Annotated in this window: 13 protein-coding genes; 7 read left to right on the forward strand and 6 right to left on the reverse strand. The window is 61.7% G+C overall.

The window, feature by feature from the left end:
* Window positions 1-58: 58 nt before the first annotated feature.
* The 3 genes from ACHMW6_RS27925 to ACHMW6_RS27935 form a co-directional block, all read right to left on the reverse strand.
* Window positions 59-1798, reverse strand: a complete 1740-nt coding sequence (locus ACHMW6_RS27925; RefSeq protein ID WP_395401811.1) for a methyl-accepting chemotaxis protein — start codon at window positions 1796-1798, stop codon at window positions 59-61.
* A gap of 77 nt (window positions 1799-1875) precedes the next feature.
* A complete protein-coding gene (locus ACHMW6_RS27930) occupies window positions 1876-3576 on the reverse strand; it encodes a hypothetical protein (protein WP_395401813.1) in 1701 nt (566 codons plus the stop codon).
* Between the two features lie 38 nt (window positions 3577-3614).
* Window positions 3615-4214: a short chain dehydrogenase gene (locus ACHMW6_RS27935; RefSeq protein WP_395401815.1), complete on the reverse strand. Its 600-nt coding sequence runs from the start codon at window positions 4212-4214 to the stop codon at window positions 3615-3617.
* A gap of 158 nt (window positions 4215-4372) precedes the next feature.
* Between ACHMW6_RS27935 and ACHMW6_RS27940 the strand changes: the two genes are divergently transcribed.
* Complete coding sequence (locus tag ACHMW6_RS27940) at window positions 4373-5287, forward strand: LysR family transcriptional regulator (protein WP_395401817.1); 915 nt, start codon at window positions 4373-4375, stop codon at window positions 5285-5287.
* 48 nt (window positions 5288-5335) lie between these two features.
* On the opposite strand, the gene ACHMW6_RS27945 is transcribed toward ACHMW6_RS27940, so the two are convergent.
* The 3 genes from ACHMW6_RS27945 to ACHMW6_RS27955 all read right to left on the reverse strand — a co-directional run bounded on the left by ACHMW6_RS27945 (window position 5336) and on the right by ACHMW6_RS27955 (window position 9628).
* A complete protein-coding gene (locus tag ACHMW6_RS27945) occupies window positions 5336-6772 on the reverse strand; it encodes an efflux transporter outer membrane subunit (protein WP_395401818.1) in 1437 nt (478 codons plus the stop codon).
* Window positions 6773-6913: 141 nt separating this feature from the next.
* On the reverse strand, window positions 6914-8494 hold the full coding sequence (locus ACHMW6_RS27950; RefSeq protein ID WP_395401820.1) for a DHA2 family efflux MFS transporter permease subunit: 1581 nt from the start codon (window positions 8492-8494) through the stop codon (window positions 6914-6916).
* A gap of 12 nt (window positions 8495-8506) precedes the next feature.
* On the reverse strand, window positions 8507-9628 hold the full coding sequence (locus ACHMW6_RS27955; RefSeq protein WP_395401822.1) for an HlyD family efflux transporter periplasmic adaptor subunit: 1122 nt from the start codon (window positions 9626-9628) through the stop codon (window positions 8507-8509).
* Between the two features lie 136 nt (window positions 9629-9764).
* Between ACHMW6_RS27955 and ACHMW6_RS27960 the strand changes: the two genes are divergently transcribed.
* The 6 genes from ACHMW6_RS27960 to ACHMW6_RS27985 all read left to right on the forward strand — a co-directional run bounded on the left by ACHMW6_RS27960 (window position 9765) and on the right by ACHMW6_RS27985 (window position 14771).
* Window positions 9765-10436 carry a TetR/AcrR family transcriptional regulator gene (locus ACHMW6_RS27960; RefSeq protein ID WP_395401824.1) on the forward strand — a complete coding sequence of 224 codons (672 nt, stop codon included), beginning with the start codon at window positions 9765-9767 and terminating at the stop codon, window positions 10434-10436.
* A 100-nt stretch (window positions 10437-10536) separates the two neighbouring features.
* Window positions 10537-10719: a hypothetical protein gene (locus tag ACHMW6_RS27965; protein WP_395401826.1), complete on the forward strand. Its 183-nt coding sequence runs from the start codon at window positions 10537-10539 to the stop codon at window positions 10717-10719.
* Window positions 10720-10810: 91 nt separating this feature from the next.
* Window positions 10811-11107, forward strand: a complete 297-nt coding sequence (locus ACHMW6_RS27970) for a DUF3144 domain-containing protein (protein WP_395401827.1) — start codon at window positions 10811-10813, stop codon at window positions 11105-11107.
* Window positions 11108-11267: 160 nt separating this feature from the next.
* Window positions 11268-12587, forward strand: coding sequence for a GH1 family beta-glucosidase (locus ACHMW6_RS27975; RefSeq protein ID WP_395401829.1), 1320 nt, complete (start codon window positions 11268-11270; stop codon window positions 12585-12587).
* Between the two features lie 48 nt (window positions 12588-12635).
* The gene (locus ACHMW6_RS27980) at window positions 12636-13946 is read left to right on the forward strand and encodes an MFS transporter (protein ID WP_395408730.1); all 1311 of its coding nucleotides are present in this window, start codon (window positions 12636-12638) and stop codon (window positions 13944-13946) included.
* A gap of 60 nt (window positions 13947-14006) precedes the next feature.
* Window positions 14007-14771, forward strand: a complete 765-nt coding sequence (locus ACHMW6_RS27985) for a transposase (protein WP_395401831.1) — start codon at window positions 14007-14009, stop codon at window positions 14769-14771.
* The last annotated feature ends 9 nt before the right edge of the window (window positions 14772-14780 follow it).

Consider the following 14780-nt stretch of genomic DNA (forward strand, 5'->3'; position numbering starts at 1 on the left):
GTAACGAGCTTCAACTATACATGCCTGCCTGCAAGCTGTTACCGAAGTTTCGGGGCTGTTACAAAATATTTGATTGCGAATATTTCACAATTGACTGATCAGAATTCCTCCCAGTCATCACTGCCGGCGGCCACGGCTTGTCGTGGCACGGGCGTGTCGCCGCAAGCTGCCCCGGACGCGCGACGGGTTTCGCCACTGCACGCGTCGCCACTACACGAGGCGCCGGCTTATCCTTCAGCTTGAACACGCTGACCACCTCCGACAGCTTGCCTGCCTGGCTCTCCAGGGCGCCGGATGCCGCGGCAGCCTGCTCGACCATCACGGCATTCTGCTGCACCACCTGGTCCATGCGGCCGATCGCTTCGTTCACCTGTTCGATGCCTGCGGTCTGCTCTTCGCTGGCGGTGGAGATCTCGGCCATGATGTCCGTCACGCGCTTCACGCTGTCCACGATTTCCATCATCGTGTCGCCAGCCTGATCGACCAGCTTGGCGCCGGCGTCCACGCGCTCCACGGAATCGTCGATCAGCGCCTTGATTTCCTTGGCCGCGCTGGCCGAGCGCTGCGCCAGGCTGCGCACTTCGGTGGCGACTACCGCAAAGCCCCGACCCTGCTCACCGGCGCGCGCCGCTTCCACGGCGGCATTCAGCGCCAGGATATTGGTCTGGAAAGCGATGCTGTCGATCACACCGATGATGTCCACAATTTTGCGCGAGGACTCGTTGATCGACGCCATCGTATGCACCACTTCGGAAACCACGGCGCCGCCGCGCGTCGCCACTTCGGAGGCGGACAGCGCCAGCTGGTTCGCCTGCTGCGCGTGATCCGCATTCTGCTTCACGGTCGCCGTCAGCTCCTCCATCGACGACGCGGTTTCCTCGATATTGGCCGCCTGGTCTTCCGTGCGGCCGGAAAGATCGGCGCTGCCGGCCGCGATCTCGCCCGAACTGGTCGCGATGATCTGCGTTCCCTCGCGCACCTGCCGCACGATGTGCACCAGCGAGTCGCGCATATGGACCATGGCGTTCAGCAGGCTGCTGTTGTCGCCGGGACGGGTCTTGATCTCCACCGCCAGGTTGCCGGCGGCGATGTCCGCCACGATGGCCGCCGCGTAATCCGGTTCGCCGCCCAGCTGGCGCAACAGGCTGTGGCTGATGCGCCAGGCAGCGATCGTGCCGATGGCAATTGCGACCAGCGCCAGCACCACCATGAAAACGAAGAAGCTGCGCGCCACCATCGTCGCGCTGTTGGCTTGCTCGCGGCTCATCTTCTCTTCGAGATCGATCATCCTGTTGACGGACGCCAGCCAGTCCACGAAGGCCGGTGCGGCTTCCTTCTGCAGCAGCGCGGTCGCTTCCGGCACATTGTCGGCCAGGCGCAGCGCGATGACTTTGGCAATCAGCGGCTGGGTGCGCGCTTCGCTGGCCTTGATGCCGGCCAGCGCCTGCTTTTCGTCTTCGGTAACGCCGGTCCCGGCAGAGATGATCTGATCCAGCGGCGCGGCGGATTTTGCGTAGTTGTCGGCCAGGCTGGTGATCTGGTCGATGAAGGGTTTCGCGGCGCCGGCGTCGCCCGCCAGGACCACGTCGCGCAGGGCAATCGAGCGGTCATGCACGCTGCCGCGGAAGTTGATCGCGTAGCGCTGCTTGACGTTGTTGACCTCGCTGATATTAGTCAGGATGGTGTCGATGCTCTGCACCCGGCTCACCGCCAGCGCCACCACGACGATGAGCAGCAGGAACACCAGGCCAAAGCCTGTCGCCAGCCTGGTGCTGATTTTGGTGCCAGCCGTTTTCATGTTTCTATTTCTCCACATTTAGTAATGCGGAGAAATTTACCACGTGTTAAAAACGGCTGCTGGTGCTTGAATTTTCCTTACTTCTTCAGCAACTCCGCGGCGGTCGGGAAGGCGGGACGGATGTCGTTCGGCACGTTCTTCATCTTGTCCAGCGCCTTCTGCACTTCGGGGCGGATCACCACGTATTTCGTCATCATCTCTTTCGCACGCGCGTAATCGCCCGTGGCTTCGATGGTGAGGAATTCGCGGTCCAGGTCCATCACGGCCTGTTTGATCTTCTTGAAGTCCACCGAGAAAGTGCCATCGCCGTGGGCCACGAAGCCGCCCTTGTCCAGGATGTAATTGACCTGGATCGCCATGCCGCGTGCGTGCGAATCGGTGAGGCCGAAGTGCAGCGTACGGAAGGCCGAGGCGAGGAAGGTCGTGTGCAGCTTGCGTTCCGCCGCTTCACCCTGGCCCAGCGTGTCCTTCAACTGGCCCTTCTCCATCATGTACATCAGCGCGTACAGGCCAGTTACGTCAGCCTTCGCTTCTTCGATGGTGGAATAGGTTTCCTTCAAATCCTGGCGCGGCGTGGACTCCTTGCCGTTGGCCTTCGTAACATGCGGGCCCAGGCCGTGCGTGATTTCGTGTGCGAGGATGTGGGTGAAGAAGGAATTGAAGTCCAGGTCCTTCTGGTCGGCGGGGCGCAGCACCAGCTTCGCGATCGGGGTCAGCGTGGCCTTGAACTTCTCTTCCTGCACATTCTTCAGCATCACGCGCTTGGAGCCGCGCTGGCTGATGATGCGCTCATCGTTCGGCAGGTTGTAGGCGGCCGTCTGCACGCCCATATTGCCGTCGCCTGCGCCGTACACCTGGTTCACCACCACCATCGGCGCCACGGCGCCCACCTTCGGATTACGGTATTGCGCGTCCAGCGGCAGGTTGTCTTCCAGCTCCTGCATATGCCTGGCGAAGAAGTCCAGCTTCCGGGTTTCCTTCTGGTCGCGGATGTTCACATAGGCTTCGAAGGCGGCCTTGTAGCCAAACAGCTCGTCGTTATAGGTTTCGTAGGGGCCGATGGTCACGTCGACGGGCGAGTCGAGGTCCATCCAGGCGAAATCAGACTGTAGGTAATCGTTGGAGAGGAAGGCATCCGCGCGCAGGTCCAGGAATTTCTTCAGCGAGGCGTTATCGGTGGCGGCAGCGGCTTCCTTCAGCAGCCTGGCGAGTTTGTCCAGTTCCGGCTTGTATTCATCGGAATACTTCACCGTCTTGTACTTGCCGTCCTCGCCCTTGCGAATGGTGGTGAAGAACCACTGGGCTTCCTGCTTGTCCGCCGCGGGCAGGCCATTCATCCACGATTCCAGCGACTCCTTGCTCGCACCTTCCGGATAGAAGTTGGCGCCGGCGGGCTTCTTGTTCGGGATGCTGATGCCGGCCAGTTGCGGCGGCAGGAAGGATTCATGGTCGTCGAGGATGGACCAGGGGCCCTTGTTCAGCCAGAAGTATTCAGTGCGCGCCTTGCCCAGCGGGGATTTGTCCTTCTGCAGCGCGGCATACAGCGCTTCATTGCCGGACCAGCGCTGGCGCAGCTGCAGCGTGTCCACGATCCTGGCCGCTTCAATCAGCTTGGCGATGGCTTTCCTGTCGCCGGACGAAAGCTTTGAGGTATCGGCTTTCAGTTCGACTGGGGCGAAGCGTTTCGTCATCTTGTGGAGTTCGTCCACGCTCGCAGGCGCCGCGATGGCGGCGCTGCCGGCGGCGGCCAGCAGCAAAGGAATCAGCAGGTTTTTCATGAGGCCTTTCTTGGGTGTGAAAGAGAGGCCTCATTGTATTACCAAACCCGGTAGCTCTTGCCGGTCTCAGCGCCTTCTACGCTGCGGCTGTAGGCCAGCGCTACGCGCGCGGCGGAAGCGGTTTCAAAGCCACGGAAGTAAGGGCCGTAGGCTTCCTGCGATTCCGTCAGCAGTGTGGGGTTGACTACGTTGATGCGCTGGCCGCGCGGCATCTCGATGGCCGCGCCCAGAACGAAGCCTTCCACGGCGCGATTGACCGCGCTTGCGCTGGCGCCGTTGCGGATAGGCTGGTCGCTCAGGATGCCGCTGGTCAGCGTGATGGAGCCGCCGTCGTTCAGGTATTCGCGGGCGATCAGTGCCACATGCACCTGGCCCATCAGCTTCGATTCGAGGCCGACGCGGAACTGTTCGAAGCTCATGTCATCCAGCGGACCGAAATGCAGGTTGCCTGCGGTGACGACCACCGCGTCCACTTTGCCGGTCTTTTCGAACAGTGCACGCACCGAGGCCGGGTCCTCGATCTTCACCTGGTGCTGGCCGCTGCTGCTGCCGACGGTGATGATTTCGTGGCGCTGACCCAGCTGCTCCACCACTGCCTTGCCGATAGTGCCCGTTGCGCCGATCACGATGATTTTCATTTGATTTTCTCCAGTGTTTGATTAGGAAACCTGACCCAAAACCTGGTGTCAGGCACGATGTGCCTGACACCTGTCTTTGCCTTGGGTTCAAGTATGCGCAAGCAACCCGCATGAATAAATGCGTTAATATTTAATTGATTCCTAACTCATGGTTCGCAATGGACAAACTACGCAGCATGGAAGTCTTCGTCGCCGCCGTGGACACCGGCAGCTTCACCGCCGCCGCCCACCGCTTCGGCATATCGGCCGTCATGGTCGGCAAGCACGTGCGCGAGCTGGAGCAGTTGCTGGGCGCCGCCCTGCTCACGCGCACCACGCGGCGACAGTCGCTGACGGAAATCGGGCGCCAGTATGCGGAGCAGTGCCGCGCCATCCTGGCATCGATTGCCTCGGCGGAGGCAGTGGCCGAAACCATGCGCGCTTCGCCGCGCGGCGACTTGCGCGTGACGTCGCCGATTTCCTTCGGAATGGACTGGCTTAGTCCCGCCGTGGCGGACTATCTGCGCCAGTATCCGGAAGTCAGCGTGGAGCTGAACCTGAATGACCGCTTCGCGGACCTGGTGGAGGAAGGATTCGATGTCGCCGTGCGTATCGGCGTGCTGGAGGATTCCACGATGGTGGCGCGGCCCTTGAAACCCTATGCGATGTGTGTTTGCGCGTCGCCGGCGTACCTGGCAGAACGCGGCACGCCGCTTACGCCGGAAGATCTGGCGCAGCATGAATGCCTGGAGTTCACCGGCTGGTTGCCGCAAATGCGCTGGCGTTTGAAGGACCAGCGCGATGGACGACATGTGCCGCGCAGCCGCTTCCGCGCCAACAGCAGCCCCGCGTTGCGTCGCGCGGCTTTGGCGGGATTCGGGATGATCATGCAGGCGGAGATGACCTTGCTGCCGGATCTCGCGGCGGGACGGCTGGTGCGGGTGCTGGATGATTACCTGCCGCCGCCGCGCCCCATGCAGCTGGTCTACTCGCGCGACCGGCGGGCGACGCCCAAGCTGACCTCATTCGTCGAATTCATGCTGCAACGCTTCGGCCCCGAAGCGCCGTGGCCGGACTTAGAACCCACGGCGTAACCCTGGTGTCTGCCACATCGTGGCAGACACCTGCTTCACGCCTTTGGTTTACAACTTGGCCAACGGCCCCTCAGCGTGCCAACCGGCGCCCAGCGCGCGCGCCACAGATACCGCAGCCAGCAAGCGCTGCGTATCAATCTGCACCGCGGCCCGATCCGCAGCCAGGGAGCTCCGCTGCGCATCCGTCACATCAAGGTAGGTCGAGATGCCGCGCTCATAGCGCGTGCGGGCCACGAGGTAAGCACGGGCCGCAGCGTCGCGGGAAACCGCCTGCACCTTGCCCTGCTGCTGCCGCTGCTGCACGTCGGACAGTGCATCTTCCACCTCGCGCAGAGCCGTCAGCAGCTTGCCCTCGTGGTTGGCCACCGCCTCTTCATAGCGCGCCTTGGCCAGCGACAGGTTCGCCCGGTTGCGGCCACCGTCGAACAGCGGCAGCGACAAACCCAGCGGGCCAATGCTGAACACGCGTGAGCCGCCCTTGGCGATATCGCTCAGGCTCTCGGAAGCGAAACCGAAGTTGCCGGTCAGGCTCACGGAAGGATAAAACGCGCCCTCGGCCACGCCGATATTCGCATTCGCCGCGCGGATCGACGCCACGCTGCCCGCCAGGTCAGGACGGTGCGACAGCAGGCTGGCCGGCAGGCCCGCCGGGATCGACGGCGGCTTCGGCAGCTCGCCGGCCACGGGCGCCAGCACGGTCGATGATGGCGAAGCGCCCAGCAGCACGGCCAGGCCATGCTCCAGCGTATTGCGCTGACGCTGCACTTCTTCCAGGTCCGCTTCCGCATTGGCACGCTCGATGCGCGCCCGGGAAGTATCGAGTTCGTTGGATAAGCCTGCGTTGAAGCGCGCATTCACCAGATCCTCGGTTTCGCGGCGCGTATCCAGCGCGCCGCGCAGGATGCCGATTTCCGCATCCAGGCCGCGCAGCTGCCAGTAGGTCTGTGCGACCTGGGACGACAGCAGCAGCATCACGCCATCGCGGTCCGCCTGCGCCACCAGAGCCTGCGAGTCCGCCGCTTCCACGGCACGGCGCACGCGGCCGATGATGTCCAGCTCATAGGAGAAGGTCGAGCCGATCGAATAGTTGTTGCCGCTGATCGAGCGTCCACCCAGGGCCAGACCCTGCGAAGTATTTGCCGAAGTGCGCGAATTGGACACGCCCGCATTCACGCCCACTTGCGGCGCCTGCTGCGCACGCACCACGCCCAGCTGGGCTTCAGCCTGCAGCAGACGTTGCGCAGCCGCCTTCACGGAGGGGCTGTCGCGCAGGGCCTGCTGTTCCAGCCGGTTCAGCGTGTCATCGCCGAACACGGTCCACCACTGCTGCGGCAACTGCGCGGTTTCCGCATTCGCACCAGCTGGCGCGTGACGGAAAGCGCTGTCGTTCACATTGGCCGGCGCCTTGAAGTCCTGGCCGATCGTGCCGCAGCCTGCCAGCGCCAGCCCGACGGCCGCCACCAGTGCAATCTGTTTGAAGTTCATATCGTTTACCTCGTTTTTCGTAGCCGGTCGCGGCGGATCAATGATCCGCCCTACGCGCCCCGGCCCATCATCCATATTCAACCGCCCGACGATCCATCGCCGCAGCGTAGGGCGGATCATTGATCCGCCGTGCCAGCTCAGTCAGTGCGCCCCGCCCCCGCCACCAGACGGCGACAGCACCTTATCCGACATCCACAGAATCAAAATGCAGGCCAGCAGCACGCCACCAACAATGAAGAACCCATCGTTGTAAGCCATCACATACGACTCGCGACGCACGATGCCGTCAATCGCCTTCAGTGCCTTGTCGCCTGCGGTGACAGGATCAAACCCCTGCCCCACGAAATTCTGCGTCATCTGATCGATGCGCAGCTGCGTCGCCGCCGAGAAGCTCGAAATCGACTCGCCCAGGCGGGCCGAGTGGAAGTGTTCGCGCTGCGTCAGCGAAGTACCCAGCATGGCGATGCCGATGGAGCCGCCCAGGTTACGGGTCATATTGAACAGGCTCGACGCGGACGCCGTATCCTGCGGCGGCATGCCGTTCAGCGCAAAGTTCGACAGCGTCAGCATCACGAAGGGCTGGCCCAGCGAGCGCACCACCTGGGACCACAGCAGCTGGTCGTAGCCCGTGCCCGCGTCCATGTACGCATTCATCAGGCAGGAAACCCCGAACAGCAGCAGGCCAAAGGAGCACAGGATGCGGTTATCGATCTTCGACGACAACCTGGCCACGAAAGGCATGATGAACAGCTGCGGCAGGCCCGCCCACATGATCACTTCGCCGATCTGCATCGGCGAATAGCCCGCGATCTGGCCCAGGAACAGCGGCAGCAGGAAGGACGAACCATACAGCGCCATGCCGAACACCGCCGACAGCACGGTCGCGACCAGGAAGTTGCGGCGGCCGTAGAGGCTCAGGTCCACGAAGGAGTTCTTGCGCATCGTGCTCGTCACCACCCAGCCCAGCAGGCCGACAATCGCCAGGCCGGCAAAGGTGACGATGAAGTTCGAGTCGAACCAGTCCTTGGTATTGCCCTCTTCCAGGAACACGGTCAGGGAACCCAGGCCCAGCGCCATGAATGCAATGCCAATCCAGTCGGCGTTGCGCAGCGTTTCGAGGACCTGCTTTTCCTTGTCCAGGCCATAGGCGATACCAGCGATCAGCAGCGCACCAGGCACCCAGTTGATATAGAAGATCGACGGCCAGCCATAGAGCTCGGTCAGGTAGCCGCCCAGGGTCGGACCCATCGAAGGCGCCAGCGTGGCGGTCAGGCCGAAGATGGCCAGGCCTGTAGCGCGCTTGGACGCCGGCAGCTTGGCAACGACCAGCGTCAGCGCCATCGGAATCAGCGCGCCGCCGGTGAAGCCCTGCATCATGCGGAAGGCAATCATGCTCTCCAGGTTCCAGGCCGCTCCGCACAGGGTGGAGAAGAACAGGAACAAGGCGGTGGTGCCCATCATGTAGCGGCGCATGCCGAAGGTCTGCGTCAGCAGGCCGGTAAGCGGGATCACGATGATCTCGGCCACCAGGTAGGCGGTCGAGATCCAGGAGCCCTCTTCCTGGGTGGCGTTCAGCGCACCGAGGATATCCTTCAGCGAGGCGTTGGTGATCTGAATGTCCAGCACCGCCATGAAGGCGCCAAGCATGCCCGCGGCGACCGCAATCCAGGTGCGCGCCGAGACGGGGCCGCTGGGCGCTTGCGGCATTGTAGGGTTGCTCATGCTGCGCCCCAGTTAGTGAGCGGACTTCTCGCCGGAATTGATGGCCACTTCCGCAAGCACGGACATGCCGGGCGCCAGGCGGCCGGAGTAAGCCTTCAGGTCCTCAGGCTTCAGCACGATCTTCACAGGGACGCGCTGAACGATCTTGGTGAAGTTGCCGGTGGCGTTATCGGCCGGCAGCAGGGCGAACTGCGCACCGGAAGCCGGAGCGAAGCTGTCTACCTTGCCTTCCAGTTCCTTGCCGGGGATGGCGTCCACCGACACGCTGACCGGCTGGCCGACCTTCATATTGGCCAGCTGGGTTTCCTTGAAGTTGGCGACGACCCAGACATTGTCCTGCACGATGGCGGTCAGTTGCTGGCCCGGCTGGATGCGCTGGCCCACTTCCAGGGTGCGCTTGCCGATGCGGCCGGTCACGGGCGCCTTGATTACGTTGTAGGCCAGCTGCTGCTCAGCATCCTTCAGCTGCACTTTCAGCACATTGATCTGCGCCTTCAGCACTTCACGTGCGGAGGTGGCGGCGCCGATCTGCGCCTTGGCGGCGGCGGCGCTGTCCTTGCGAGCGGCCACGTCGGCGGTGGCGCTGGTGCGCGCTGCAGTCGCTGCATCCAGTTCAGCCTTGGAGACGGCCTTCATCTGGCTGGTGAACAGCTGGCTGTAACGCTCGGCGTCCTGCGTAGCGCGCAGCAGGTTGGCCTGGGACTGTGCGATCTGCGCGGCGGCGGCGCTGGCATTGGCGTTGGACTGGGCGATCTGGGCGTCGGCCTGCACCACCTGCTGTTCGGTGGTCGCGATCTGGGCCTTGATCTGGTCCACTTTCACCTGCTGGTCGAAAGGATCCAGCTCGGCGATCACATCGCCCTCTTTTACCAGCTGGTTATCTTCGATCAGGACCTTGGTCACTATGCCGGCGATGCGGGTGGATACCGGGTGCACGTGGCCGGTGACGTAGGCATTGTCGGTATCGACAAAGTGTGTGCTGCGGTACCACATGCGGCCGCCGGCGCCGAGGGCCGCCAGGGCGATCAGGCCCGCCACCACGAGCACCTTGCGGTTCGGCGGGGTTGCTGCAGGGGTTGCTGCAGCGGGAACCGCGGCGAGCACTTTTTGTTCTTGCTGGTTGTGCTGGGACATTTCGATTCTCCAAATAATGAAATGAGTCCTGCGCATTATTGGGCAAGTTCTACCCAAAGTCAAGAAATGAAACGATTGCATTTCATTTTGGATTGTAATAAAGTGGCCCCATCTGATAGGCTGTTACGAAATAACGATGAGCAGAATGATGTCTTCCGAGCAACTAGCACCCACCGACGGCGAACCAGTCGCCAAGGCAGGCCGCCCGCGCGCCAGCGAGGCCGAAGCACGCCTGCAGGATTTGATGAATACGGCGGGCAACCTGTTCCGTGAAAAGGGCTACAGCAAGGTCAGCCTGGAGCTGATCGCGCGCGAAGCCAGGGTGGCGGTACGCACCATTTATGTCAAATTCGGCGGCAAGGCCGGCCTGTTCAAGGCCCTGATCATGCGCAAGCGCGAACAGTTTTTCTTCACGATGGAGAGCCTGGAAGAGAGTAAGCGGCCGATCCGCGACATTCTGCTCGATTACGGCCTGCGCTTCCACCAGCTGGTCACCTCGCCGGACGTGGTTGTCTTCCACCAGATCGTGATTGCCGAGGCGCACAACAATCCCGAGCTGGCGGAAGCCTTCTTTGATGCCGGTCCACGACAGACGCGCGAAATGCTGGGCCGCTTCTTCGCCCGCGAAGATATCCGCGCCCAACTGCGCAGCGATGTCGACCCGGACCGCCTGGCGGTGCACCTGCTGAACTGCCTGATGGGCGACCAGCTCAAGCGTTTCCTGTTCGAAACACGCTGCTGCGCGGTGGGCGAACCGGACGACATCGAGCAAAGCATCGACCTCTTCCTTAACGGCGTCCTGCGCTGACGGCTGAGCTCAGCTATATGTGCGCTGGCGCACGGAGCAATTAACCCTAGCGGATAGATACTGAATCCCTCAAGAATATGTTTGTAGGGAGGGCAGTATCATGAGCAAGGTTGATCGGCTCGAATGGAGCCGCAAGGTCGCTTCACTCAATGAATTAATCAAGGGTTTCCAGGAAAACCCCAATCAGGAACACCTGGACGCCGCCATCAATGAGTTGCGATCGTATGCGGAAGCAGCCAGCTCCGGCGGTATAGAGATTCCCCAGCGCTTTATCGCCAAGTAAACAACAACCGGGCCCCGAGCCCGGTTTTTTATTGCGGCCATAGTCCATTCGTGGCAGCATCTCGGGTTTTCAACGCTAAAGCAGGCGATTTATGAGCGAGACGCAAAACAACGACGACCAGAAGTTCTGGGAAACGATCGATACCTTCATCAACCAGGCTAACGAACTGGAAAAGTCCAACCAGGACCGCTTCCAGATGGTGGGCGCCAGCCTGTTGTTCGCCGCCGCGCGCTACAACACCTACCTCGTCGCCCGCGCCAATGGCAACAAGGAAGCTTTCCTGGACAAAAAGGACGAAGCGAAGGAATACTTCATCGCCCAGTTCACCAAGATGCTCGACGACAACATCGCCGACTACGAGTCGAACTTCGACAAGTACCGCGGCTGATCCCGTATTACCCCCAACGCAAAACTCTAGTGTCTGCCACATCGTGGCAGACACTTGTTTCACGCCTCTGGTTTTCAGATGGACCTGCCTAAAAGATTGACACAGCCGTAGCCATCAGGTCTAATGGTCGCAAAGTCGTGAAATCGTTTTCAGGAATCCTATGACCGAGCACAAGCCATTCCCCTCTTCCTTTACCTGGGGAGTCGCGACCAGCGCCTTCCAGATCGAAGGCGCCTCCAGCGCCGATGGCAAGGGACCATCCATCTGGGACACGTTCAGCCACACGCCCGGCCGCGTCATCGACGGCAGCAACGGCGATATCGCCTGCGAGCACTACTACCGCTACAAGGAAGACGTCGGCCTGATGGCAGGCCTGGGGGTGGACGCCTACCGCTTCTCGATGGCCTGGTCGCGCGTGCAGCCGCAGGGCAAGGGCGACTGGAACGAGGCCGGCTGGACCTTCTACTCGAATCTGCTGGACGAACTGGCCGCAAAGAACATCGACGCCCACATCACCCTCTACCACTGGGACCTGCCCCAGGGCCTGCAGGATGAAGGCGGCTGGCTGAACCGCGAAACCGCTTATCACTTCGCCGAATACGCCGCCGAAGTCGCACGCCGCTTTGGGAATCGCGTGAAAACGATTGCAACGCATAACGAGCCCTGGTGCACGGCCAATCTCGGCTATGGCAACGCCCAGTTCGCGCCCGGCGTGGCGGACATGAAGCAGTCGGTGCAGGTATCGCACCATCTGCTCCTGTCCCACGGCCTGGCGATGCGCGCCATGCGCGCCGTGACTCCATCTTGCGAGCTGGGCATTGTGCTGAACCAGTGGACCGCCGACGCGGCCACGGACAGCCAGGCAGACCGCGACCTGGCCGCATGGGAGTACGCCCGCTCGGTGCAATGGTTCATGGAACCGATCTTCAAGGGCCGCTATCCGGAATACGCCCTGCAAGGCCACGGTCCCAACGCGCCCGTGATCGAAGCGGGTGACCTGGAAATCATCCAGGGTCCGCTCGACTTCCTCGGCGTGAACTACTACTTCCGCGCTTTCTGCAGCGCCGAAGAACCGCCGCGCAAGCCGGAGGGCAAGCTGGGCTTCACCGACATGGGCTGGGAAATCTATCCGCAAGGCCTGACCGAATTGCTGGTCAAACTGAAAGGCGAATACGATCTGCCGCCGATCTACATCACGGAAAACGGCATGGCCAATCCGGATGCGGTCACCAACGGCTCCGTGCCGGATGCGGCGCGCATCGACTATGTGCAGCGCCACCTGGCCGCGCTGCAGGCGGCGATGGATGAAGGCGTGGATGTCGCCGGCTACTTCCTCTGGAGCCTGATGGATAACTTCGAGTGGAACTCGGGCTATGCGAAGCGCTTCGGTATCATCCACGTCGATTATGAAACGCAAGAGCGGACACTGAAGGACAGCGCGCACTGGTACCGCGAATTCATCAAGAACCAGCGCGCCTAATACAATAAGCAAAAGCAGACAGGAGACACCATGCAGCACGAAGCCACCATGCAGGCTGGAGACGCGTCCGCGTCCTCCCAGCCCGCGCGCCGCAGCCCACTGCTGTGGGTACCAACCGGCTACTTCACGATGGCGCTGGCCTATGTGATGCTGACCAGCGTGACCGCCATCATGTTCAAGAACCTGGGCATGGACAATGGCAAGGCGGCCGAATACGCGAGCTACCTGATCCTTGCTTACACGATCAAGCCGCTGTTCGCGCCCGTGGTCGAGATGTACCGCACCAAGAAGTTCTTCGTGCTGGTGGCGCAGCTGGTGATCGGCGCCGGATTTGGCGCGGTGGCGCTGGCCATGTCGCTACCGGGCTATATGTCGGTGCTGGTCGTGCTGTTCGTGCTGCTCTCCTTCGTCGGCGCGACGCAGGACATCGCTTCGGACGGTGTCTACGTCACTTCGCTGGATTCGCGCGCGCAATCGCTGTATTGCGGCATCCAGAGCCTGAGCTGGAACATCGGGCCTATCGTCGCTTCCGGCGGCATGGTCTTCCTGAGCGGCTGGCTGCACACGAACTATGTCGACAGCTGGATCGGCGCCTGGCAAATCGTCTTCTTCATCGTGGCCGGCATCACTCTGGCGATGACGGCATGGCACTGGAAAGTCATGCCCGAAGGCTCGCGCGCCGAAGACGCGCCGGCCTCGCTCGGCGCCGCCTGGTTCATCCTGAAAGACGCCTTCGTCACCTTCTTCCAGAAGCGCGACGTGTGGCTGATGATCGGCTTCGCCTTCCTGTTCCGCCTGTCGATCGGCCTGCTGGAAAAGATCGGGCCCTTCTTCATGGTCGATCCCGTGCTCAAGGGCGGGCTGGGCCTGTCGAACGAACTGCTGGGCATCATCTACGGCACCTACGGCCTGGCCGCCGTGCTGCTTGGTTCCCTGCTGGGCGGCATCTTCGTCGCCAAACGCGGCCTGCAGCCGACGCTGTTCCTGCTGTGCTGCGCGGTCAACATCCCCAACGTCACCTTCCTGCTGATGGCGATCTACCAGCCCAGCAGCCTCGTGCTGATCAGCCTTGGCGTGACGATCGAAAAGTTCTTCTTCGGCTTCGGCTCGGTTGGCTTCATGATCTACCTGATGCAGCAGCTCGCCCCCGGCAAATACACCACCACCCACTACGCCTTCGGCACCGGCCTGATGGGCCTGTGCATGATGGTCACCGGCCTGGTCAGCGGCCACCTCCAGCAACTGCTCGGCTACGTCACCTACTTCTGGTTCGTCATGGCCGCCACCATCCCCTCCTTCCTCATCACCTGGTTCGCCCCCTTCCATTTGGAGTCACATTTGGGGTCAGGCACGAAATGATTCATAAGCTCGCTTGATCTGCCTCAGATCTGCACCGGCGGCCCATGCTAACTTGTTCGCATGAGCCGCCAACCGCGCATACAGTTTCCCGGAGCCTTCTATCACGTCACCTCGCGTGGCAACCGTCACGCGGATATTTTTGTGGATGATCTGGATTATCTGACCTGGCTCGACACATTCGGAAGGACCGCCGACAAGTTTGGCTTCATCAGCCACAGCTTCTGCCAGATGCCCAATCATTTCCACATCCTGCTTGAAACACCAGAGGCAAATCTCTCCGATGGCATGCATTTTCTGAATTCCGTCTACTCGCAGCACTTCAACAAACGTCATGGAAAAGATGGCCATGTGCTGCAGGGCCGCTACAACTCGCTGCTGGTGGCAAGGGATTCGCATTTCGCAGAACTGGGCCGCTACCTCACACTGAATCCCGTTCGGGCCGGGTTGACGAAAAGCCCCGCCGAATGGCGCTGGAGCAGCTACCGTTTCACTGCCGGTCTCGCTACGCCGCCCGAATGGATGGAAACCGAACTCATGCTCGCCCACTTTGGCCACGCCAACGATCCCTGCCGGCACACGGCGTTTCGCAGCTTTGTTGCGGATGGGATCGGAGCGGCCAATCCCCTTGCCAAACGGCGCCAGCGACTCAGCCCCAAAGCCAACGAAGAACAAGCCGCGCCGAAATCGCTCGCTCAATACGCAGCGCAGCCCGACCGCGATGAGGCTATCGCCGACGCGATCGCCACGGGCGCGTACAGCAAGAAGGAAGTCGCCGACTATTTCAAAGTAAGCCGCCTGACCGTAATAAGAGCCAGTAAGAAATAACAGCCGAGC

It is taken from the genome of Pseudoduganella sp. UC29_106, assembly GCF_044055365.1.
Taxonomy (GTDB): Bacteria; Pseudomonadota; Gammaproteobacteria; order Burkholderiales; family Burkholderiaceae_D; genus Rugamonas.